The sequence below is a fragment of the Ruegeria sp. S84 genome (genome assembly GCF_056583445.1).
Map to the genome: position 1 here is coordinate 424,926 of NZ_JBWPVF010000001.1, position 22,001 is coordinate 446,926.

Sequence of the window (22,001 nt, forward strand, 5' to 3'; positions counted from 1 at the left end):
CTATACCCTTTGATCAAGGTTCATGCCAGTTTCCTTGTGGCTGTCGAGGAATGCTGGCTCCGCAAGGGCGATCAGAGCTTTCAGGGATTCCTTAGAGATCGCCTCGGATTCAGCCCTCTTGAATATTTCTTGCATTTCAGCAAGAAGTTGCCTCATGACGCCCGCGTCTTCGAGCGGTAGGTATTGAACGCCTAAAAGAGCATCGTATCCTAGCTCAACGCAGGTCTCGCCGTTGGCGACGAATTCCTCGTAAGGCTTCTCGCCCGAAGTCGACAATGGAGTTAGAAGTAAAGGCCAATGCCCTGTTGCTTTGTCGGCTAATACCGTAACGCAGGCCTGCGCCTCATCAGTGTAGTGCTTTGGCTGATAACCGTTCGCCATCAGAACATTTTCGGCAACGGATTGCATTTCTACAAGCGCAGTTTCTGGGTCGAGATCTGGTACCATAATATGCTTGTGCGGGGCGGTTGTCGCGGCCAATAGGCATAGCTGGCCGCTTTCCTTCAGCGACACAAAGTAACGCCGCGTGCCTTTAGGTGCGGCCAAAGGTTGGTCTTTTTGTAGGCGCTTCTCAAAGCTCTGAAGTAGAGATCCATTGGAGAAGGCGACATTTGCGAAACGGGCAGAAGTGATCGTGCAGTTAAGACCGTCGATCAATCCGTCATCGAACATCACATGTTCCATGACTCGCTTTGAGGCGCCCATCAAAGATGTTGGATTTGCAGCTTTATCCGTGGAGACACTGAAATATCTTCCGTCAAATCCGACATGTTTTAACAGCTCTACGAGGCGCGCCTGCTTCAGGATGTTTGTTTCAAACATCTGAAGCGTTGAGTAGCCGTCCTTCTCGGATCTTACATGTTTAATGGCAGCAAAATTCAGAACAAAGTTATAGGGTCCTTCATTTCTCACAAACGCTCGAAATGCGGGCGAACCATAGTCAAGTGGCAGCGTGCGGAAGTCATTTACGTCTATTGGCGATTCCGCCGACCGTAGATTGCGCACCAATTCTGCCAATTCGTTTTCATTCTGATCGATGACATGCAGTGCGGCCGGCCGAAACGGCAAAATCTCGTTGACTGTGGAACTGCCGATTGAGCCAGCACCGCCGATTACTAGAACGCGCGCGCCATTCATAACACGATGAATCTCGTCGCGTTTAGCCCAGAGATCACTTTGGAAAAGGCTTTCAACTCGCCCCGTTGCAAGGGGTGATAAATCCTTCTGCTCCATAGGACACTCCATTTCTAATGATGCGGCTTTTCCGGTAATTTTGGCCTCTGGTCAAGCAGCAAAAAAGTCTGCAAACAGGTGGCATGGCACGAGCGAATGAAATAGAAACCGAGCAGAAACAAGACATTTTCAGGAGCGACAGGTGCAAGATTCAGACCTCCATGTGACCTGCATCACGACAGGTCGTGCGGATTATTCACTACTACGTTGGCCTATGTACAAAATTGCTGACTGTGATGGGCTGAGGTTGAGTATTATCGCAGGGGGAGGGCACCTCGCAACGTCACAAGGCGCCACGATTTCAGAAATTGAACAAGACGGATTTCAAGTCGATCAGACAGTTGAGATGTACCTTGATAGCAGCACTGCAACTGGCCCGGCAGTCAGTGCAGGGCTTGCAACCATGGGCGTAGCTCAGGCTCTCGGGCGGTTGGCGCCCGATTGGGTCGTGCTTCTGGGCGATCGGTTCGAGGTTCTAGGGGCTGCCACAGCCGCGGCCCTTCATCGAATTCCCGTTTGCCATTTGTGCGGTGGTGATGTCACCGAAGAAGCCTATGACGACGCCTTCAGGCATGCGATTACAAAACTAAGCCATCTGCATTGTACGTCGACCGATGATGCGGCGCAGAATGTGCTTCAGATGGGAGAAGAACTCTGGCGCGTAGTAAATGTGGGCAGCCCGGGGCTTGATGCGTTGCACAACATACCACAGATGTCGCGAGCCGATGTTTTTGCAGCATTGGGCTTATCTGATGGTGTCTCTACTTACCTGATCACGTTGCATCCCACTACTTTGAAAGAAGATTTCGGTCGCTCAGAATTGCAGGCATTATTGGCGGCATTGGATGAGCTTCCAGACGCGCAGCTAATTTTCACTGGTGCCAATGCCGATACAGGCGGGGCAGAATTCAATGCCGCTTTACAAGCCTATGTTGCTCAGCGACCAAGTTCCATTTTCAAAAAAAGCTTGGGTCAGACCCTCTACTTCAACACTGTTCGTCAAGTGCAGGCCGTCATCGGCAATTCGTCCAGCGGCCTCTACGAAATCCCTAGCTTGTCGGTCCCAACAATCAATATTGGGGACCGACAAAAAGGCCGATTGCGCGCAACAAGTGTCTTCGATTGCGCCGGTACAAAAGATGAGATCCTGGCATCTATTCACGCAACAACGGAGTATTCGGACAAAGACGTGGTCAATCCGTATGGGGATGGACACAGTGCGGCGAAAATCGTTGACGCTTTGCGATCAGTATCCCGCAATCGCTCGCGCCACGAAATACTGGCGAAGCGCTTCCACAGTCTGCGATAGAAAGTCGTAATCATGCTGAATAGCAAAATAACCCTCATTGCCGAAGCCGGTGTAAACCATAACGGGGAACTGGACAAAGCCCTTGCGTTGGTCGATGCAGCCGCCGATGCCGGGGCTGACCTGATCAAGTTTCAAACCTTCTCTGCCAAAGCGATGGTATCAAAGTCTGCTGCGTTGGCCGACTATCAAGAGCAACAGATCGGTTCCAGTAAAACGCAGCTTGAAATGCTCATCGATCTGGAATTGAACGAAGCTGCGCATCACACCCTCATTCAGAAGTGTTCGGAACGCGGAATTGGTTTCCTATCGACACCGTTTGATATTGTGAGCCTCGAATTATTGACCAATGGGCTTGGGCAACGCCTGTTAAAAATTGGTTCGGGTGACCTTAATAACGGGCCATTGCTTTATGCTGCGGCACAGACCGGATGCGATATTATTCTATCGACCGGAATGTCCGACTTGGGGGAAATTGAGCGCGCTCTGGGTCTTCTAGCGTTAGGATATAGTCCGGCACCACCTGCTGCCCCCAGTAGGCACGATATGAGTATGGCGTGGGCGGATCCGGAACTGCGCGCAGGTCTGCAAGACAAAGTGACCATCCTGCACTGCGTTTCAAATTATCCATCCAGCCCAGAAGCTACAAATTTGCATACAATCGGCACCATCCGCTCAGCGTTTGGTTTGCGTGTCGGCTATTCTGACCATACGCTGGGTGGAACCGCTTCAATTGCGGCTGCCGCGCTTGGTGCGTGCTGCATAGAAAAACACCTTACACTCGACAATTCGCTAGAGGGTCCTGATCACGCGGCTTCAGCTGAGCCAGATGAAATTGCCGCTATTTTTACTAGCGTCAGAGAAGTCGAAGCAATGCTTGGCTCTTCTGTCAAATGCTGTACGCCGGAAGAGCGCAGCACGATGAATGCGGCACGAAAACGTCTGGTAGCAAAGGCGGACATTTCCAAAGGAAATCCTTTCACGCTGGAAAATCTATCAACAAAGCGTGCGGCGTCTGGCAAGGACCCGCTATTGTTTTGGGAGATGCTTGGTACATCAGCTTCAAAAGACTATCGTGAAGGTGACCCGATTAATGACTGAGAGGTTGTGCATCATCCCGGTTAGGGCGGGGTCCAAAGGTGTTCCACACAAGAACATCCGGGATTTTCGTGGCCAACCCTTGTTGGCCCATAGCGTCCAACATGCGGTCGCCGCTGGCATATTTACGGAAGTCGCGGTTTCCAGTGATAGCGACACCTATCTAGCGATCGCAAAGGAGACAGGCGCAACCAGATGTATCAAACGACCAGATGAGCTGGCATCAGATTTGGCTGGATCGATGGATGTTGTATTGCACGCACTTTCCGAATGCGAAGCCCTGTCTGCCAAGAAATACACTACCGTCGTGCTTTTACAGGCAACATCTCCATTACGGCAAAGCCGACATATTCAGGAGGCTGTATCCAGGCTCGAAGACGATAAGCTCGATAGTGTGCTCAGTGTAGCGCGCGCCAAGAATTCTCCGTATTTCAATCTTCTTGAATTTGACGCCGACCAAGGAACTTACTCGCTGTCCAAGCCTCTTAGCGGCGATGTCAAGAGACGGCAAGATGCACCAGAAGTCTTTCAGTTGAATGGGTCTATCTATGCGTGGTCAAGGGAGGCATTGACTATTCAACAAAGGGCAATTTGCCATAAAACAGACATATACGAGATGGACAGCTTATACTCGCTGGATATTGACACGGAAGACGATTGGAGCTTTGCCGAGTTGGCATTCGATCTTCTGGCAAAGCAAGATTTGCAAAATCCTGAGAATAAAGAGGTAAATGAGCATTGAAAGAAATTGCTTCAATTCTTGTCTCTCCGACGGATGATTTTCGCCAAGTTCTTAAGATCATAGATAACTCAGCCGTGGGGTTTGCCCTCGTAGTCGGGCCCGAAAACAAACTGCTGGGTACCGTGACCGACGGAGATCTTCGACGGGCGATGATTCAAGGTCCATTGGTCGACAAGACTGCAGAAGATTTGATGAATAAATCGCCGCGAACAATTGACGCTGGGGTAACTCGCTCGGATCAGCAAAAGTTCTTAATGCGCAACAAAATCACTTTTGCTCCGATCGTTGATCAGACAGGATCGGTCGTGTCGGTTGCTGTTTCCCCACATTTGCCAGGTAGTACACTGGACAATGTAGCTGTTGTAGTCATGGCTGGTGGCCTTGGCTCGCGCCTTGGGGAATTGACCAAAGACAAACCGAAGCCGCTGCTGGAAGTTGATGGCGAACCCATCCTTGAGAAAATTATCAAGCGGTTCAGAAACAACGGTTTGGAAAACTTCATCTTCTGCGTCAACTACAAGGCTGAGATGATCCGTAATCACTTCGGATCCGGCGACAAACTGGGTGTACGCATCGAATACGTAGAAGAGCAAGAACGCCTTGGGACCGGTGGTGCACTTTCCTTGGTCGATGCCGGTGTCTTTGATCAGTTCTTTGTCACCAACGCGGATATCTTGTGTTCGACAAACTACCGCGAGATGCTTGAATTCCACTTGGATCAGAAATCCTGTGCGACGATGGCAGTGCGAGAACATGAAATCGAAATTCCCTTCGGAGTCGTGGAGACCGAAGGTTTCGAAATAAAGTCTCTGAGCGAGAAACCCACCTATAAGTACTTCATAAATGCCGGGTATTATGTGCTAGATCGCACTGCCATTGATCACGTTCCAAGCGGAGCATTCTTCGATCTGCCCTCATTGTTCGATGTTTTGCGCGAGCAAAAAATCAATACGCGCATTTTTCCGACAAGCGGAGATTGGATCGATATCGGTAGGCCCGAGGATTTGCAGCGCGCGCGCAAGATCGTGACAGATAGCGAAGGATAAAGATGACAAAGAGCTTTGGAGTAATTGGCCTGGGGCGCATGGGCTATCGCACTGTGCTTGCTGGGCGCGCAGCTGGCCTTGAACTTGCTAAGATTCTGGACAGTTCTGATGAGCCGTGGGGCGTGACACAAGACGCGACGCTCGTGTCGGTTCTAGTTAATTCGATGGATGCCTTTCTCGCTAACGTTCCAGACATTGTAGCAATTTCGACGACTGCCGATAGCCACGCTGATTTGTTCCGCGCTTTGGTCGACGCAGGCGTGAAAATGGTTCTGGTAGAAAAACCGGTCGCTTGTTCAGTTGCAGACGGCTTGGAGATGGTGCGGATCGCTAAGGACAATAGTATCAATGCGTTGGTCAATCACAATCACCGGTGCTGGAATGTGCTTCGAACAATACGCCAGTTTGATGGGGATCCTCAATTCGGGAAATTGCAATCCTTTGTAATCACACAAGGTGCTGGTGGATTGGGAAACCTAGGCACACATTATTTTGATCTCGCAAATTGGATGTTCTCCGATACTCCCCTTTACGTTTCAGCAGTTGGTACTCAGCCAGAGTCAACAAACCCACGTGGCCCGCAATTCAAAGACGTGGGAGGTGCCGTTCTTGTAAGCTATCCCAAACAACGACGTTTGCTGTTGGAGATCGGTGATGATATCGGTGTCATCGGCGGATATGAGTTCCGATTTGAACGCGGGCGCGTGCTGATGCCATTCACTTCGGAACCTCCTCAAGTCTTTGTACGTAAACCAGAAACACAAGACCTCCCGAAGCATTTCTATGGTGCTGCCTTACAGGAGATTCCGTGGAAGGATTTTGTTCCCGGCGATGTAGTCAATCATACGCGTGACGTGTTTCTTGATCTGTTAAATGACCGCAGCGAAGGCGGCGCTTCGTTGATCGACGCGACATTAGCTCTGGAAGTTATGATTGCAGCTCGCAAGGCAATCGAGACGACTTCAGTCATTGCGTTGCCGTTAAGTGACGTTGATCGCGCAAGCGTTTATCCATTAGCCTGAAATGTCGATATCTGGTCAGGCGTATCTGCCCGCCTGATCTCGCACCAATGGCTGATAGGATCGTGAAAACCTGGGGTTTCGTTGATATGTTCACTTGTACCCAGAAATCTGTGAAGATCTTCCAAGTCATTACACAGGTGAATGTGTTGCGAAGCATCTGACAGGTTCAATCCCAAAAGATTTGGCACGGGTAGGCAGACAGCGGTTTTACCCACCAAAGCAGTTTGCAATGCAACGTTTGAAAACCCGGTTACAACCAGAGAAGTGTTTCGGATGAAGTCCACAAGTGTGCCGTCATCGATTTGGCCGTACCTCCCAAACTGGGCTTTGACCCGAGCCCGGTCTAACCTTGGATGTGGTCGACACAGAATATCGTACCCGGCGTCCCTAATTAGACGGCACGCGGCTTCGAATTCCTTATCATTGATCGGTTGCAGGGCAATACCTATTGGTTTAGGTGATTCTTCCTCGGGTTCTTTTGACAAAGAAACCGCGTAGTCTTTCATGAAATTTGCCATGCCAAAAGATGGTCCAAGCACAACTTTAGTCTCGTGGCTAACGCGGTCGATTTTCTCTTCGATAACCTTCATTGTTGCTGCATCCGAGCAGACAAAGAGATCCATATCAAGGACTTGATACCTGGGATGGGCGCTCCAGAAAAAAGCCTGATATTCTATGGTCTTGACGCCTTTTAGCTTCAGGCCCAAGGCGACGGGGACAAAAACTGCGGAACGGCTGGGTGAGCAAACGAGCGTTTCGATATTCTGAAACTGCGGATGGTTCATGAGGCAGTAATAGAACCCTGCTATCCTGGGCAGTCTGCTATTCGTTGCTGCGAGTGTTTCATTTAACAACAGAGCAAACCAATTCTCTGGGTTAAACCCAAATCTTTGTACCAAAAGCGGGTCGGATTTGGACAACTGCGCATGTACCGTTTTGCAGGTATTCTGTTCGGGTAGTGCCAGTCTTAGTTTTGCGTCACCAAGGGCCGGTTCCGGTGAATTCAGATAGAACTCCGAAGAGTGACAGACAAACTCATCACCCCAATGCAAAGGAGCTATCTTATTAGGGTGTCGAACTTCGAAAATCGCGTCAAAACGCTTTCCCATCTTTAGTTCGGCGTAGCCGATCGCTTCAGCGGATCGAAGATATGTCGGCTGCCCTGGGTTCCCTAAAAGGAGTGTCTGAGGCCGTGAATCTGGGAAATGCCCAAACCCTGAAGTTTCAATGTCAGGTCTAAAGAAGTTTGGTTCCTTTGCTACTAGATTAACGTGGGCCGGCCATTCCTGATAACGCCCTGGATGACAAAGGCTCTGGGCATTGAGATTTGTCAAAAGTGAATTCCCAAAGTCTTCCCAAAGATCGTTCTTATCGACCTTGCACTCATCAAATATCGCAAGAAACTGTCTGATTCTCGAATAGAGGTTATCGGCCAGCTGTAACTCTAAACCTGCAGACATATTGGATATGTCTATTCTGTCAAAACTGAACCCGGATTTCGATAGCATTGACGGGGCAATTTTTGACACGATGTACTTTGCCAAAAATTGAGTCTGGATGGCGATCTGAAAGTCCGTTTCGGAGTAGAAACCCGCCAGACCGTCAACCTGGAAAACTTCGATCAATCCCAAACGCTTGTACCGTTTGATCTGTTTTGCATGCTCCTTCGGTATCTGGGTTTGAAAGAACACCAATATCCTACGCCGTGCACGCAATCGAAAGGCAAACTTTCTTAGTTTCGTCCGAGACAATGTTGCCCGCGATGAAGATTGAAACCATATTGTGCAAGATAATTTACGCATTTACCATTTCCGGTTTAAATAATCCTTTTTATGAGAGTGTTAGCGATCAGTGCGGTTTAGTGGGCGGGCCGGAGTGCCAGCGACTAACTGCTCCGCCGCGACCGTTTTGATCACCGTAGCGCCTGCGCCAACAACCGCTCCGGCCAGGATTGTAATTCCATTTCGCACGCTTGCCCCGACGCCTATGAATACCCGCTCACCCAAAGTAACATCTGCTGCGATCTGAGAACCGGGCGCTACATGGCAAAATGCGCCGACGCTGCTGTCATGGTCGATACTGGCATTTGTGTTTACGATTGTCCCGCGTTCAATCTTGCAGCCGATATTCACAACGGCACCGGCTGAAATCAAACAGCCTGGTGCAACGTCTGCATAACGAGACACGATTGCTTTGGGGTGCACCAAAGTGGCGATAGGCAGATTAAGATCTTCTAGTCGTTCTTGTAAAAATGCACGTTTCTTATTGTCACCTACTCCAACAAAGAAAAAGCTGTCATGAGGCTGACTCATCAGCACATCCGTGCGATCATCATCGACTACTGGCCAAATACCACTTTGGCGTTGGCTTTCCCAATTGGGGTCAAGAAACACAACTTGTTTCCATCCTGACAGCTCCGCAATTTCAGCGGCAACGCGCCCATTTCCCCCCGCGCCAAGAATAACTAATCGCTGCATTTTTTCTGATCCAAACATTTTTTCTGATTGCCAGAGGCGCAAGGTTGAGACTTCGAACTCGTCCAAACGATGGCTTATACGATCAACGCGCGCAACCGCTTCCATAATGGTGTGTCGCTAGCAGGGTCCGTTCGCTGGGTCGGGATGCCCCACAAGGTTGCTCCATCAAAGCTTGGTCATGACGGGTTTGGGTTTCTGCCGAACAGAAGCGGTTTAAGCCCAATCTTCTGTAGGTTTGAAGCGAATGATGACGCAGCATTGTCAAAACGTGAAGCGAGAAGTTTCCAATCTCTTAGTTTACGAGCGGGATCTCGATGCAGTTTCTGCGCCTGCTATGTCGATTGCGAGCTGCGATGCGGGTTGGAAATCAATGGTTTCTGGTTTTGGGTCCACTTGTTTCGATGCGGCGTTTGCCTCCGATGTTGTAATAGGGGATCTGGTCCAGATCGCAGAGAAATGTGCCTGGAGCGGCAACGGCTTTCACGTCGCTTGCGATGGGTTGGAAATCCGCCCGGAAATGTGTGGTGCTTTTGACACAGATCACTGAATAGGATGTGGGATTCAGGCCGATATGGGTGAAATGAGCGCGGTCTAGGCATTGGTTCCGCACACTGGTGACGACCAAGTCTATCTTCGCGCCAGACTCTATCATCCTCAGAGCGGCCGTTTTGCCAAGCGTCGCGATGCCGCCTCCGTACATCTCACCTGAGTATCGGCAGATGCCATCTCCGATCGCCAGAACTTCGAACTTTGCCACAACGGGGTGGTGTCCGGGCAGACCTGATTTTCCGCCGATGGCCAGGTTCAATTTTGCGCCTTGGCCTGCACGATGCGCTTTCTCTGCGCTTTCGGCGTCGTGGAAGAGACCCATCAACACCTTCTGCGCGTCCCCCTCTATCAAAGCGGCCAGAAGTCCGGTGGTATCGGATGTGCCGCCTGCGCCTGCGTTGTCCTGTACATCCGCTAACACGAGCGGTTTGTCGCGATGCCAACGACAGGCCAGAACGGCTTCGTCCAACGACAACATAGAGCAGTCCACATCAGGTTCTCGGGCCAGAAAAAGGTCGACAATTTGATCTACTGCGGCGGTCGCTTGCGCGGCACTGGTCGCGTAGGCAACGCAGGACGGACCAGTGTCGGGATAGTCGGCCGCTGTAAAACCCAGCGCGATTTCTGCATAGACATGGGCCTGTTCGAACCGGGTGGGCAACTGATAAATCTCATCAAACGGTGCGGCCCAGGTGTATTGCGCATGCAATGGGATCAGATAGGGCACCTGCCGGAAGGCTTTGTGCAGTTTCTCTCCGGCCAGTAGCCTTTGCAGAACCGGTACGCATCGTGCACCGGTTTCGCCCATATCGAGGTGCGGGTACGTGCGGAAAATTGCCAGATAGTCCGCCTGCGAGATCATCTGGTCAGAGATATTGGCATGCAGGTCCAGGCTCGCCACGACCGGAACGTCCTGCCCTACCAGATCACGTACTCGGCGCAACAGCTCTCCCTCACCATCGGCAAGGCTTTCAGTCACCATGGCACCGTGCAGGTCGAGATACACTCCGTCCAGCGGTCCCGCGCCGCGAAGGCCATCCAAGATCATAGTACATATCTTCTCGAACGCGTGATCCGTGACATGAGCGCTAGGTTCTGCCGCACACCACAGGATTGGGAAAAGCTCTAAACCTGCCTGGTTCGCGGCGGAAGAAAACCCGGCGATGGGTAGGTTCATGCCTTTGGTGTCTGCGATGACACGCGCGCCATGCAACATTTCGGGCCAGGAATCTGCCATCTCGAACTCGGGCAGACCCGCTTTGGTCGCTCCGAAGCAGTTGGTTTCGTGTTGAAATCCGGCAATGGCAATGCGTTTGGCTGTCATTCTAAAATTCCAGTTCTTTTCTGGATTTGGTGGTGCCAAACACAATCTGACCTCGCCGGATGGTTGCAACAATCGATGTGTCGAGTAGCCGTTCAGGATCATCTAGGGGATTGCGAGAAAGGATGGCGAAATCTGCCAGTTTTCCGGGCTCAATCGAACCGCGCTGATCTTCTTTGAACACTTGCCACGCCGCATCGATGGTTTGTGCCCGTAGCGCAGACAGTACGCTGACCTTTTCCTTTTCACCCAGTTGCCGGCCGGATGCAGTCAGTCGATTCACCGCGCAATGCGCCAGATGGATTGGCCGCGTTGGCGTAACCGACGCGTCATTGTGGATAGTATAGCGTACACCGTATCGTTCCGCAGTTGCGGCTGGCGAAATCCGTTCAGCGCGTTCCGGGCCGAGGAAGGTATCGTAATGTCGGTCCCCCCAGAAATGCACATGTGCTGAAAAGAAGCTGACAGTTATTCCAAGCCGCGCCATGCGGTCCAGTTGATCGTCGCGCAGAACCTGGCCGTGAATGATTGTATGGCGGTGATCGTCTCGCGGATGCGCTAGCAAGGCCTTGTCCACCGCATCGATGAACATCTCGGCCCCGGCATCCCCGTTGCAATGGCAATGGATCTGAAACCCCATAGCGTGTAGGCGGAGAACCTCGGAATCCATGTCGACCTGCGTGGCATAGATCATGCCACAGGGGTGATCGGGGTCCAGCGACTTGTGGTAGGGCGCAGACAGATAGGCAGTCTGTAACTGGAATGCACCATCGGTAAACAGCTTGCGCGCACCCAGCGTAAAATGTGGGTTGCCGGGCCAGTTATTGTCGATCCAGCCCTGGCTCAGAGCCGGTTCCAGATCGGCAATTGGCAACAATTCCAAATCAATGCCGGGATCCTGATCGGCAGGAAGGCTGGCAAAGTGGTCGAGCATAACCTGCGATGCCCAAGCGTTCTGTGCATAAGTTACTCCGTGGGACAAATACTCATCACGGCAGGCGTTGAACCCTTGCCAGAACCTGTCCCGGTCGATCAGAAAATCAGTGTCGCCCATTTCGCCCATGGCCAACAGCCCTTCGACCAGCCCCGTCAGGGCGCCGGTATCGGGGTCGCGGCCATAACGCCCTCCGGTCGGGTCCGGGGTGTCGCGATTGACGCCATGCAGCTTCAGCGCCATCGAATTGGCCACGCCATTGTGACCCGAAGCATGCAGAACCCAGATTGGATGCGCCGTTGAGACATCATCCAGTTCGGCCCGGGTAGGCATGCGGCCTTCTGAAATGGCGGTGTTGTCGAACAAAACGCCCATCACCCAATCGCCCTCAGGCGTCTCTTCGGCCCGGCAGCGCAGCTTTTCCAAAGCTTGCGCCATATCCATACACGCGCCGCGCGGAGGTGATGCAAGATCAACCCGAAACAGCTGGATGAAGCCGGGATCTGGGAAGTGGCCGTGCGAGTCGAAGAAGGCTGGGATCAGGGTCTGGCCAGCTAGGTCATATACACCCGCATCGGATGACATCTGCCGCCGCAGCGTTGCTTCGTCCCCCACCGCATTGATGACATCGTCCCGCACCAACACCGCCTCGGGTCGGGAATTGTCGGCGTCCATCGTCAGGATGGGACCGCCGAAATAGAGTGTTTCCCTCATCCTTTAGTGACCCGGAGCAGGCGCACCCGACAAGGGTGCGAGACAGCGCAGCCCGTGGCCCGCCGCAACCTCCCATTGCGGTGTCTGTGTGCAGATGTCTTTGGCAAACGGGCATCTTTCGCGGAACTCACAGCCCGACGGGCGTTGCAAGAGGCTGGGCGGCTCACCTTTGAGCGCGATCCGTTCAAGGCGCGCATCGGGGTCCGGCTCGGGGTTGGCGCTGAGCAGGCAGCGGGTATAGGGGTGGCGCGGATCGTCGAAGATCGCCTCTGTCGTGCCTTCCTCGACCAGTCGACCCAGATACATAATGCCCATGCGGTCTGCCACGTGGCGCACCACGTTCAGGTTGTGGGTGATGATCACCATCGCCAGGCCCAGGCGTTCCCGCAGGTCATTGAGCAGGTTCAGTAGCTCACCCTGTACCGAGACATCCAGCCCCGCCGTTGGTTCATCCGCCAGGATCAGTTTCGGCTCCAGCGCCAAAGCGCGGGCAACACCAACCCGTCGTGCCTGGCCACCGGACAATTGATAGGGGTAGCGGTCCGCGAAATGCACCGGCAGGTTCACCATTTCCAGCAGACGCTTGGCTTCGGCATCCAGATCGCGATCTTTCATGCCCTGAATGCGATAGGGTTCCGTGATCAGGCTTCGAATTGTCAGGCGTGGTGACAAGCTGCCCACAGGGTCCTGAAACATCATCGCCATGTCCTTGCGCAGCGGACGCATTACCCGTTCCGGCGCGCCTCGTATCTCTTGCGTGTCAAACACGACCGAACCGGCCTGCGCCGGGGCCAGGCCCGCAATCGCACGGATGACAGTTGTCTTGCCCGAACCGCTTTCGCCGACAAGCGCATAGGTTTCGCCAGCTTCGACCTCAAAGCTGACGCCCGCCAGCACGTTGACCGGGCCATAGCTGGTTTGCAGGTCTTGGACATTCAGCAGGCTCATGTCACGGCCTCCTCATGGTTCAGCCAGCAGGCGGCGTGATGCCCTTCTTTCAGACGATCCAAGGGCGGAACGTCCGTTGCGCAGCGTGGCATCGCCTGATCGCAGCGGTCGCGGAAAATACAGCCGCCGGGCAGGTTGGCCAGATCGGGCACTTCGCCCGGAATAGTTGGCAGAACCCGCGCGCGTTCCTTGATATGGCCGGGATCGCAATCAATCAGACGGCGTGTGTAAGGGTGCTTGGGATTGTGAAAAATCTCGCGCACCTCGCCGCTTTCGACCACGGCGCCTGCGTACATTACCACTACGCGATCACAGAGTTCCGCGATCACACCCAGATGGTGCGAGATGAACAGGATGGCGCAATCGAACTCGCGCTGCAGCTCTTGCAAGCGCTCAATGATTTGCACCTCAAGCGTGGCGTCCAGCGCGGTGGTCGGCTCATCCGCGATCAGCAGGTCGGGTTCTGAAATCAACGCCATGGCAATGGCGATCCGCTGTCGCATTCCGCCAGAAAACTCGTGCGGAAACTGCTTTAAGCGCGCTTCAGGGTCCGGAATTCCAACAGCCCCCAGCATCTTTGCCGCATTGGCCAGTTTTACCTGCCTGCTTGTCTTTGATCGATGCTGAATATCGACCATCTGCTGGCCAATGGTTAGAACCGGATTGTGGGTCTGCATCGGGTCCTGAAAGATGATTGAGATATCGGCCCCGCGCAGATCACGCATCCTGCGTTCAGGCACTTGCAACAGATCCTGCCCCTTAAAGCGTATTTCGCCTTGCCGGAACCGCGTGTTCGGTGCGGTCAGCCGCAGGATCGACGAGATCAAGGTTGACTTTCCGCAACCAGACTCACCGACAATACCCACGATCTCACCTTTGCGGATGTCAAAGGTGAGATCCCGCAATGCCTTGAGATCTCCGCGTGCCGTTTCATAATCGACGCTGAGGTTCTCGATTTCCAGAAGAGTTTCGGTCATCGCTGTTTCCTCAGTTTGGGATCAACCACGTCGCGCAGCGATTCCCCTAAAAACGTAAAGCCCAGGGTTGCCAGAATGATCGGCAGACCGCCGCCCACCACCAGCCAAGGTGTCTGTCGGATCAGGGAATACCCGTCCTTCAGAAGTGCGCCCCAACTGGGGGTTGGGGGCTTCACGCCAAGCCCGAGAAAGGACAGCCCCGCCTCAAGCGCGATTACCGTCGGGATGTCCATAGCAGCCAGGACGGCCAAAACCCCCACGATATTTGGTAGCATGTGCACACCCAAGATGCGGGCCATGCTGGCCCCCATCGACCGCTCGGCCAGAATGAACTCGGAGTTGCGCAACGTCAGGGTTTGCGTTCGCGCCACACGGCCATAGGTTGGGATCGAAGTCGCCATCACCACGAACACAACCGTTTGCAAACTGGGACCGACCAGGGCCACAACGGCCAGCGCGAACATCACGGTTGGGAAGGATCGGATGGTGTCAAAGAACAACATCAACAGGTTGTCGAGCCATTTTGGCCCATACCCCGCAATCATTCCCAAGGTTAGGCCAATTACCATCGCACCAAAGACCGCAGGCAAGGCGACTTTCAACGCAACCTGACCGCCGGCAATCACGCGGGAAAACGTATCGCGGCCAAGTTGGTCCGTACCCAGAAGGTGCTCGGCAGACGGGCCTTGCAACCGGGCTTTGATATCCATGGCCACAGGATCATAGGGCACAATCCAATAGGCGAAAATCGCACAGAAGACGATGGTGCCGACAATGACCAAACCAATCAGACCCAGAGGGTCGCGGGCGACGCCGACAATGATCTGACCAAGTTCAGAACGAGATTTTTCCATTTCGGCTTTCCTCAATGCGCTTGTCTAGCGCGTGGGTCGAGCCACGCATTGATCAGATCCGCCAGTGCGGTCGACACGACGAACAAACCGGTTGAGATCAGAACCGAGCCCATGACAATCGGGTAATTGCGGGTGGTTATGCTGTCGATCACCAGCTTCCCCAGACCCGGGCGCGCGAACACTATTTCGGCGAATACGGCCGAGCTCAGCAGGAAACCCATGCCGACGCCGATCACCGTGACAACCGGAAGAATGGCGATACGCAAGGCATAAACCATCACCACGCGGCGCTCTGCGATACCGAAGGCACGTGCGGTCCGAACGTGGTTTTCGCCTAAGACTTCCAACATCGAGGCGCGCACCAACCGCGCGATGTAGCCCACCCAGCTTAGCCCGATGGCAAAGGCGGGCAAAACGAGGTGATCAATGCGACCCCAGAAGCCTTCGCCCGCGCCGATGGCTGGAAACCACTGAAGATGCACGGCAAAGACCAATAGCGACAGAAGTGCTACGACAAAGGCGGGTGCTGCAACAAAACTGACCGAAATCGCCGCCGCAATGCGATCGATCAGAGTGTTTGGATGGGCAGCGGCATATGCCCCAAGTGCAATTCCCAAAGTGGCGGACCACAGGATCGACGCAAAGATCAGTTCCAGAGTGTAGGGTAGCTGCTGGAACACGATATCTGTCACTGACCGGCCCGAGAATACGTCGATTCCCAGATCGCCACGGGCCAGGTTTCCATAGAATATGACCAGCTGTTTCCAGATTGGTTGATCCAGCGCCAACGCAGCGGTGAGCTGGGCCTGAAGCTCAGGTGTTGCGCGTGGCCCCAACATGATCTGGACCGGGTCCCCGGGGACGGCGCGGATCATCAGGAACATGACGGTAACCGCCACGAACAGGATAAGCAGCGCTAGCCCGAAGCGGCGGGTTGCAAACTTCAACATGAAAAGCTGGCTCCTTTTGGATGGGTGGCGAGCTGTTTTGTCCGGCGGGCGTCAAACCCCGCCGGACATAACCGACCTTGGGGAGGTCAGGTCGCCTTGCCGAAGTACCGCAGCAGTGCCAGACCGTCGGGTCTTAGCGCGGGGGTGACACGCGCCGAATGAATCACCGGTGTCGCCTCGTGGGTGATAAAGCGGTAGGCACCACTTTCTTCCATCAGATCCTGCGCCCGCTGATACATCTCAGCGCGTTTGGCCACATCCGCTTCCTTGAATGCCGAGTTGTGAATTTCGTCAAATTCAGCGTTGCTGAACCGCTCCCAGTTCCAGATGCCGACCTGTTCGGTGGTGAACCAGGCCGTCGCATAATATGGATCGGGGGTCATCGAGAAGCGGTTCAGAACCAGTTGCAGGTTCTCGTTGTCTCCGCTTGCCCAGAATGCACCGGATTCCAGTACGTTGACTTCGACCGTGATCCCGATCTGCGCCAGAGTTGCCTGAATGATCTGAGCCGTCGTTGTGAAAGTGGTCTTGTTCAGCGTGTCCAGCGTAAGCGTCACATTGGTCTCGCCAGATTCCGCCAGCAATTGCGCCGCTTTCTCGAAGTTTGCCGCCGGAGGGACCAGAGATTGCGGGCGGTGGCCCGCAAGGCCAGGTGCGATGATGCCTGTCGAGGGTTCAGCGGCTCCAAAATAGGCCGCCTCTAGGATGCTTGGTACGTCGACTGCATGTTGAATCGCCTGACGCAGTTTTGGGTTCTGAAGCTTGGGGTGATCCAGATTCATGCCCAACCAGACATAGAACAGTGAGGGTTTCTCGACCAAAGATCCGCCGTTCGGAACACCGGCCCGATAGCGTTCGACCGATCCCAGCGAAACCCGAGTCATGTCCAGTTCGCCCGCCTCAAAGGCGATCTCGGCGGTGTTTTCGTCGTCGATCGGCAGGATTTCGATTGTGTCCCATGTTGGTGCGTCACCCTTCCAATCCGGGTTGCGCTTAAGCACGGTTTTTTCTTTGGGTGACCAGCTGTCCCGCAGATAAGGGCCGGATTCAGCGACCGGATCAGCCCCGATGCGGCCCCCTGCGGCCTCGACCGCAGCTTTCGAGACGATGTTGCCGGTTATGTAGGGCAGGGCGATCGACCAAATCGGAGCAAACGGCTCGTTCAGAACGATGGTACCTTCGCGTTCGCTGCTCACTTCGACATGGCTGAACGGACCCAAATCGGGCTTGTTCGGGCTTTCGGTCGCATCGTCCACGATGCGCTCCATGCTGAATTTCACGTCTTCAGCGGTCATCGCACCGAAGCCATTGGTGAAACCGATATCATCGCGTAGGGCGAACTTGATATGGGTCGGGTCAACCTGCTCGATCATCGCCGCCGCATCCAGCTGCCAACCCCATTCCTCGCCGGGCTTGTATTGGATCAACTTGTTGTAAATCGAGGCATGCACTTCTTCTTCGACAACACCGACGGAATGTGCGGGGTCCATGTTCTGGGCATCACCGTAGGCGCGCACCCGCAACACCCCGTCATCAGCGGCGAAGGCGCGATTGGCCCAGCTTGCAGGCAGCGCGGATGCCGCCCCAAGCGCAGTTGCCCCTTTCAAGAAGCCCCTGCGCCCGACATTTGCTTTTGTCCATTCGATTTTCATGATGTTCTCCCTTGGGTCAGATCGTTTACAGAAGCCTGCGCGGGATGGTTTTGTTCCATTCCTTTGTCAGAACTTCTGTTTTGTCCGCGCCTTCGGTGGCGCGCAGTTTTCGATGCAGATAGAAATTCTCGACGTCACAGGTCATCGCGTTTTCGGTGCTGATCTCGACCTGCCATTCGTCCCTCTCGAACGTGAAACGCCAGCCCGCCTTGAATTGCGCGGTCGCTGGGTCATCGGGATGGATCGCATAGCGCATGGCGACGTGGCTTCCGACGATCAGGCCGTGGCCGGGGTCCTGTGCTTTGCCGTAGTCGTCGAATGTCTCAAGTACGACGGTTCCGTCCGCTTCGATGCGCCGTTCGGATCGGCCCGACGGCGCGCGCAGCTCGGTGCTTTGCAACGTCGGATAATCCTGCGCTGGTCCGGGATGTGCAGGATCAGCTTCCTCAGACATCGTCCGAACCGGCAAATACAGCGCCGAACCTTGCAGTTGTAACGTCACCTCTGCCGCTTCTGGCGCGGGCCAAACGATAGGCCAGTAAGCGGTAGACAGCGCAAGACGCAGGATATGACCGGGTTTCACGCGATGCGCGCACTCATTTAGTGCGATTTCCGCACTGTAGACCTGACCGGGAACCAACGCTTCAGGGGTCTCGTGGCTCTTGTAGTGCGTCAGGTTCAGCGCCCGATAGGTGATCCGCTGAGAAACCCCATCCGGGGCGACATCACACAACCGCGCTATCAGTTGGACTACCGGTCTGTCCACGGTGAAGGACAGTTTCAGTCGCGCCCGTCCAAGCAGTTCAAGCGGCTTGTCCAGCGGTGCCGTATCGAAACAAAGCGACAGTGCGTCGTCGGCTGCCTGATCTTCGGCCAACTCATTGTCGATCCGCATGCCCGGGCAGAAATACCCGCCAGCCTGTCCGATATGGGCAGGATTCGATACGGTTGTCTCGGCCGTAATGGCGACGTCGGAAAACCCACCCAATCCCAAATGCCAGACTTCATCGCTGACATTGGGCGACGGCCATTCTGTCTCGGCGATCCAGCGGCCCTGCCTGGGTTTGTTCTTTTTGCTCGGGCCAAAATGATCCTGCATATAGGTTCGGTAGGCGGGCAGGTCTTCGGCGCCATTCTGCTGCCCCTTCAGCCAGCGATCAAACCAGCCGATCACCTCGGAGTGGAAATCCCCAGCCTCTAGTTTCGAGATATGCGGATAGCGGTGCTCCCACGGTCCGATCAGCGCTTTTGACGGCACGGCCAGATTTGCTGCCAGCGCTGGCGGAGCGTTGACATATGCATCCGACCAACCCGTTATCGCAAGAACCGGAGCTTGAATCGCCGACCAATCCTCGCAAACCGAGCCATGTTTCCAGAACGCGCTGCGCGTTGGATGACGCAGCCAATCGGCTGCTGAGAATGGTACATTCTCAAGTCGGGCAAGCCAGTCTTCTCGCCAATCAGATCGCAGCTCGGGGTCTGCGGGCCGTGTCAAATAGGCGAACATCTGACTGCCCCAGTTGATATTGTCGCTTAACAGGCAGCCGCCCATGAAGTGTATGTCATCGGCGTACCGATCCACGGTCGAGGCAACACTGACCACCGCCTTGAGCTCGGGCGGATGGCGAAAGGCCAGCTGCAGCCCATTGAACCCTCCCCAGGAGATACCGATCATCCCAATGTTTCCGTCGCACCAGTTTTGTGCGGCGATCCAACTCAGAACGGCTTCACCATCGCAGAGTTCCTGTTCCGAATACTCGTCGTCGAACTGCCCCTCGCTATCACCGGTTCCGGCAATGTCGACGCGGATGCAGGCGTATCCTGCCTCGGCAAATACTGGATGAGTGGTTGCATCTCGCGGCGCAGTTCCATCCCGCTTGCGATAGGGGAGGTATTCCAGAATGGCGGGTGACGGCCCGGTTTCGGGCAACCAAATTCGTGCAGCCAGTTTCCGACCATCCGGCAGGGGGATCCAGGTGTTTTCGATGATTTTTGTGGACATTCGGAGCGAGGTCCCGTTGTTGCGTTTGGTACAGCCAACCCGCATTCCGAAAATTATTGAACTGAGCTACTTTACGCGCTTTTATTCAATCTTTAGCATTATAGCGTCAAAACGCGAAAGAAATGACACTTATGTCCGAAAGTTTTTCCGCAAATTTACGGTCTTTGTGCGCCGAGCGAGGCAATATCTCGCAAGTCTGTCGAGAAATCGGCCTGAACAGGCAGCAGTTTAATCGCTACCTCAACGGCGAAAGCTTGCCATCAGCCCACAACCTACGCCGTATCGCTCGGTATTTCGATCTGCCTGAGGCGCAGCTTTTTGCGCCTCGGGCGGATTTCGAAGAAACATTGAAAGACTCGATCGTCCGTCGGAAAGAAACTCCTGCCAGCTTGTTTGTTAAGCCGTACAGTGATCAGGTGAAGAATCTCAGACGCTATGTGGGCTTCTATCATTCTTTCTTTTGCACCCCGTCTTGGCAGGGGCGCATTTTTTGTTCTCTGATCCGACTTAAGGAGGTGGATGGCGTGGTGACGATCCGCTCGCACGAAAACGCCACGTCCCCGGACAAAAGCGTTCGGCAGATTTCGCGCTACGAAGGGCTGGTTGCCCTGCGCGGTAACAGGATCTTCGCCACGGAACATGAATGCGGCAAGGAAGGAAGCATTGCGCAGACCATCCTTTATTCCGCGCATCGCCAACAGCTAAAATACTTGCGTGGCATGACAATGGGTGTGGCTTGGCGGCCGTTTCCACACCCTTATGCGGCGAAAACAATCTGGAAACGGCTTGATGAGCGCATTACCGCCCGTGAAGCGCTCACTGCCTGCGGTGTCTATTCAGAACAGAGTAAATCAATCGACCTGGCGGTCCGAAAGTACCTTTTGGGATCAGGCGATGCCCATTTTTCTGCGATACCAACAGAACTTGCCAATTGAGTGATGCATTTTGAAATCGCCGTTTAGTGGCGCCATTTTCGCACGGGGCGGATCCTGTTTGTGACTCAGAACCTTGTGATGACCGTCGCACCGATTGAGGTAAACTTATCCATCCCTATCAAGGCCTTGGGCGCGTCTTCCAGGCTGATTTTTTCCCCCACCAACCGGGCCGGATCCAACTTGCCATTTTCAATCATGTCGAGCATCGCGCCATAGCGATGCGCCTGCATCCCGTGCGAACCAAGCAGTTCGATCTCTTGTCCTACGATCTTTGGCATGGGTACTGCTGGCGAAGCGTGATCACCCAGCATCAGACCGACCTGAATGTGCTTGCCGCGCGGACGCAGGCAGAGGATTGAGTTGGTCATAGTGACGGGATGACCCAAAGCGTCGATTGACACATGGGAGCCGCCTTTGGTGATTTCGCGGATCGCTTCGGGAACATCAGCATCTGTACCGTTAATGGTCGCAACTGCACCCAGTTCTTGCGCAAGTTCGAGTCTGGCTTCGTCTAGATCAACCCCGATGACATTGGCCCCGACGGCGGCAGCAATCATAACGGCTGACAGACCGACCCCACCGCAGCCATGTACGGCAACCCATTGACCGGCCGAGACCCTTCCTTGATCGACGATCGCGCGGAATGAAGTGGCAAACCTGCAGCCAAGGCTGGCGGCGGTTGCAAATTCCATGGTTTCAGGCAGCGCGACCAAATTAAGGTCAGCCTGATGAATTGGCACATATTCCGCGAAACTGCCCCAATGGGTAAAGCCGGGTTGCTCTTGATACAGACAGACTTGCTGATGCCCTGCGTGACATTCGCTGCACGTTCCGCAGCCGCAGATGAAAGGCACGGATACCTTGTCGCCAACTTTCCAGTTCTTTACATCCCGTCCGACGGCTTCGACCACGCCAGCCAACTCATGACCGGGTATGTGAGGCAGCTCGATATCACTGTCATGCCCCATCCACCCGTGCCAATCGCTGCGACAAACGCCAGTGGCTTCGACCTTCAGAACAACGCCATGAGTATCGGGTGCAGGGTCGTCGACTGTGACAACCTTGGGGGTTTGTCGGAACTTCTCGAACAGGACAGCCTTCATAGTGTGCTCTTTCATTTTTTCGAAAAGTTGTGTGAACCTAAACCAACTCAGCCGAACTGATCCAGCCTTAGGGATGAACCCAGGTTGTGGCATTTTAGCACTATTTTAACCAAATCCAGTTTTAGACAAATTTAAGAA

The 22,001-nt window shown here is 54.2% G+C and carries 18 protein-coding genes and 2 pseudogenes; 8 read left to right on the forward strand and 12 right to left on the reverse strand.

The annotated features are described in order from the left end of the window. Nucleotides 1–1,233, reverse strand: a complete 1,233-nt coding sequence (locus AC1DFB_RS20600; protein WP_170407579.1) for a polysaccharide biosynthesis protein — start codon at nt 1,231–1,233, stop codon at nt 1–3. A 142-nt stretch (nt 1,234–1,375) separates the two neighbouring features. On the opposite strand from AC1DFB_RS20600, the gene neuC reads away from it, so the two are divergent. The 6 genes and pseudogenes from neuC (at nt 1,376) to AC1DFB_RS20630 (ending at nt 6,447) form a co-directional block, all read left to right on the forward strand. Beyond that, on the forward strand, nt 1,376–2,542 hold the full coding sequence (gene neuC / locus AC1DFB_RS20605) for a UDP-N-acetylglucosamine 2-epimerase (protein WP_480922722.1): 1,167 nt from the start codon (nt 1,376–1,378) through the stop codon (nt 2,540–2,542). 12 nt (nt 2,543–2,554) lie between these two features. Further along, nucleotides 2,555–3,640, forward strand: a complete 1,086-nt coding sequence (neuB, locus tag AC1DFB_RS20610) for an N-acetylneuraminate synthase (RefSeq protein WP_480922723.1) — start codon at nt 2,555–2,557, stop codon at nt 3,638–3,640. Then, entirely contained in the window at nt 3,633–4,379 is a 747-nt protein-coding gene (locus AC1DFB_RS20615) for an acylneuraminate cytidylyltransferase family protein (RefSeq protein ID WP_170422970.1), read from the forward strand. The genes neuB and AC1DFB_RS20615 overlap by 8 nt, the downstream gene beginning before the upstream one ends. Further along, nucleotides 4,376–4,519, forward strand: a pseudogene (locus tag AC1DFB_RS20620) (CBS domain-containing protein); the annotation flags it as partial. The gene AC1DFB_RS20615 and the pseudogene AC1DFB_RS20620, both read left to right, overlap by 4 nt. 114 nt (nt 4,520–4,633) lie before the next feature. Beyond that, the gene (locus tag AC1DFB_RS20625; protein ID WP_480922844.1) at nt 4,634–5,425 is read left to right on the forward strand and encodes a nucleotidyltransferase family protein; all 792 of its coding nucleotides are present in this window, start codon (nt 4,634–4,636) and stop codon (nt 5,423–5,425) included. 2 nt (nt 5,426–5,427) lie between these two features. Next, nucleotides 5,428–6,447, forward strand: coding sequence for a Gfo/Idh/MocA family protein (locus AC1DFB_RS20630; protein WP_480895624.1), 1,020 nt, complete (start codon nt 5,428–5,430; stop codon nt 6,445–6,447). Here the strand turns inward: AC1DFB_RS20630 and AC1DFB_RS20635 are convergent. The 10 genes from AC1DFB_RS20635 to AC1DFB_RS20680 all read right to left on the reverse strand — a co-directional run bounded on the left by AC1DFB_RS20635 (nt 6,432) and on the right by AC1DFB_RS20680 (nt 19,825). Further along, nucleotides 6,432–8,138: a hypothetical protein gene (locus AC1DFB_RS20635; RefSeq protein ID WP_480922724.1), complete on the reverse strand. Its 1,707-nt coding sequence runs from the start codon at nt 8,136–8,138 to the stop codon at nt 6,432–6,434. The genes AC1DFB_RS20630 and AC1DFB_RS20635 overlap by 16 nt on opposite strands. A gap of 150 nt (nt 8,139–8,288) precedes the next feature. After that, a complete protein-coding gene (locus tag AC1DFB_RS20640) occupies nt 8,289–8,990 on the reverse strand; it encodes an acetyltransferase (protein WP_170735976.1) in 702 nt (233 codons plus the stop codon). 301 nt (nt 8,991–9,291) lie between these two features. Next, nucleotides 9,292–10,797 (reverse strand): M81 family metallopeptidase, encoded by a 1,506-nt coding sequence (locus AC1DFB_RS20645; RefSeq protein WP_480922725.1) that lies wholly within the window; start codon nt 10,795–10,797, stop codon nt 9,292–9,294. Nucleotide 10,798: 1 nt separating this feature from the next. Then, nucleotides 10,799–12,442 carry an amidohydrolase gene (locus tag AC1DFB_RS20650; RefSeq protein ID WP_480922726.1) on the reverse strand — a complete coding sequence of 548 codons (1,644 nt, stop codon included), beginning with the start codon at nt 12,440–12,442 and terminating at the stop codon, nt 10,799–10,801. 3 nt (nt 12,443–12,445) lie between these two features. Next, complete coding sequence (locus AC1DFB_RS20655) at nt 12,446–13,390, reverse strand: oligopeptide/dipeptide ABC transporter ATP-binding protein (protein WP_480706300.1); 945 nt, start codon at nt 13,388–13,390, stop codon at nt 12,446–12,448. Beyond that, the gene (locus AC1DFB_RS20660; protein ID WP_170561648.1) at nt 13,387–14,367 is read right to left on the reverse strand and encodes an ABC transporter ATP-binding protein; all 981 of its coding nucleotides are present in this window, start codon (nt 14,365–14,367) and stop codon (nt 13,387–13,389) included. Before AC1DFB_RS20660 ends, AC1DFB_RS20655 begins: the two co-directional genes overlap by 4 nt. Then, nucleotides 14,364–15,221 carry an ABC transporter permease gene (locus tag AC1DFB_RS20665; protein WP_170394253.1) on the reverse strand — a complete coding sequence of 286 codons (858 nt, stop codon included), beginning with the start codon at nt 15,219–15,221 and terminating at the stop codon, nt 14,364–14,366. The genes AC1DFB_RS20660 and AC1DFB_RS20665 overlap by 4 nt, the downstream gene beginning before the upstream one ends. Before the next feature lie 11 nt (nt 15,222–15,232). Then, nucleotides 15,233–16,171 carry an ABC transporter permease gene (locus AC1DFB_RS20670; protein ID WP_170394255.1) on the reverse strand — a complete coding sequence of 313 codons (939 nt, stop codon included), beginning with the start codon at nt 16,169–16,171 and terminating at the stop codon, nt 15,233–15,235. A gap of 86 nt (nt 16,172–16,257) precedes the next feature. Then, nucleotides 16,258–17,823: an ABC transporter substrate-binding protein gene (locus AC1DFB_RS20675; RefSeq protein WP_170509482.1), complete on the reverse strand. Its 1,566-nt coding sequence runs from the start codon at nt 17,821–17,823 to the stop codon at nt 16,258–16,260. Between the two features lie 25 nt (nt 17,824–17,848). Then, nucleotides 17,849–19,825: a CocE/NonD family hydrolase gene (locus AC1DFB_RS20680; protein WP_480922727.1), complete on the reverse strand. Its 1,977-nt coding sequence runs from the start codon at nt 19,823–19,825 to the stop codon at nt 17,849–17,851. A gap of 131 nt (nt 19,826–19,956) precedes the next feature. Between AC1DFB_RS20680 and AC1DFB_RS20685 the strand changes: the two are divergent. Together AC1DFB_RS20685 and AC1DFB_RS20690 are read left to right on the forward strand one after the other, a co-directional pair. Further along, nucleotides 19,957–20,088, forward strand: a pseudogene (locus AC1DFB_RS20685) (helix-turn-helix domain-containing protein); the annotation flags it as partial. A gap of 84 nt (nt 20,089–20,172) precedes the next feature. Further along, nucleotides 20,173–20,760 carry a hypothetical protein gene (locus AC1DFB_RS20690; protein WP_480537159.1) on the forward strand — a complete coding sequence of 196 codons (588 nt, stop codon included), beginning with the start codon at nt 20,173–20,175 and terminating at the stop codon, nt 20,758–20,760. 65 nt (nt 20,761–20,825) lie between these two features. On the opposite strand, the gene AC1DFB_RS20695 is transcribed toward AC1DFB_RS20690, so the two are convergent. Further along, the gene (locus AC1DFB_RS20695; RefSeq protein WP_480922728.1) at nt 20,826–21,863 is read right to left on the reverse strand and encodes a zinc-dependent alcohol dehydrogenase family protein; all 1,038 of its coding nucleotides are present in this window, start codon (nt 21,861–21,863) and stop codon (nt 20,826–20,828) included. Between the last annotated feature and the right edge of the window lie 138 nt (nt 21,864–22,001).

Coding starts and splice junctions, on each gene's coding strand:
- AC1DFB_RS20600 (WP_170407579.1), bottom strand. CDS start 1,233: ATGGAGCAGAAGGATTTATCACCCCTTGCAACGGGGCGAGTTGAAAGC.
- neuB (WP_480922723.1), top strand. CDS start 2,555: ATGCTGAATAGCAAAATAACCCTCATTGCCGAAGCCGGTGTAAACCAT.
- AC1DFB_RS20615 (WP_170422970.1), top strand. CDS start 3,633: ATGACTGAGAGGTTGTGCATCATCCCGGTTAGGGCGGGGTCCAAAGGT.
- AC1DFB_RS20625 (WP_480922844.1), top strand. CDS start 4,634: ATGCGCAACAAAATCACTTTTGCTCCGATCGTTGATCAGACAGGATCG.
- AC1DFB_RS20630 (WP_480895624.1), top strand. CDS start 5,428: ATGACAAAGAGCTTTGGAGTAATTGGCCTGGGGCGCATGGGCTATCGC.
- AC1DFB_RS20645 (WP_480922725.1), bottom strand. CDS start 10,797: ATGACAGCCAAACGCATTGCCATTGCCGGATTTCAACACGAAACCAAC.
- AC1DFB_RS20650 (WP_480922726.1), bottom strand. CDS start 12,442: ATGAGGGAAACACTCTATTTCGGCGGTCCCATCCTGACGATGGACGCC.
- AC1DFB_RS20655 (WP_480706300.1), bottom strand. CDS start 13,390: ATGAGCCTGCTGAATGTCCAAGACCTGCAAACCAGCTATGGCCCGGTC.
- AC1DFB_RS20660 (WP_170561648.1), bottom strand. CDS start 14,367: ATGACCGAAACTCTTCTGGAAATCGAGAACCTCAGCGTCGATTATGAA.
- AC1DFB_RS20665 (WP_170394253.1), bottom strand. CDS start 15,221: ATGGAAAAATCTCGTTCTGAACTTGGTCAGATCATTGTCGGCGTCGCC.
- AC1DFB_RS20670 (WP_170394255.1), bottom strand. CDS start 16,171: ATGTTGAAGTTTGCAACCCGCCGCTTCGGGCTAGCGCTGCTTATCCTG.
- AC1DFB_RS20675 (WP_170509482.1), bottom strand. CDS start 17,823: ATGAAAATCGAATGGACAAAAGCAAATGTCGGGCGCAGGGGCTTCTTG.
- AC1DFB_RS20680 (WP_480922727.1), bottom strand. CDS start 19,825: ATGTCCACAAAAATCATCGAAAACACCTGGATCCCCCTGCCGGATGGT.
- AC1DFB_RS20695 (WP_480922728.1), bottom strand. CDS start 21,863: ATGAAGGCTGTCCTGTTCGAGAAGTTCCGACAAACCCCCAAGGTTGTC.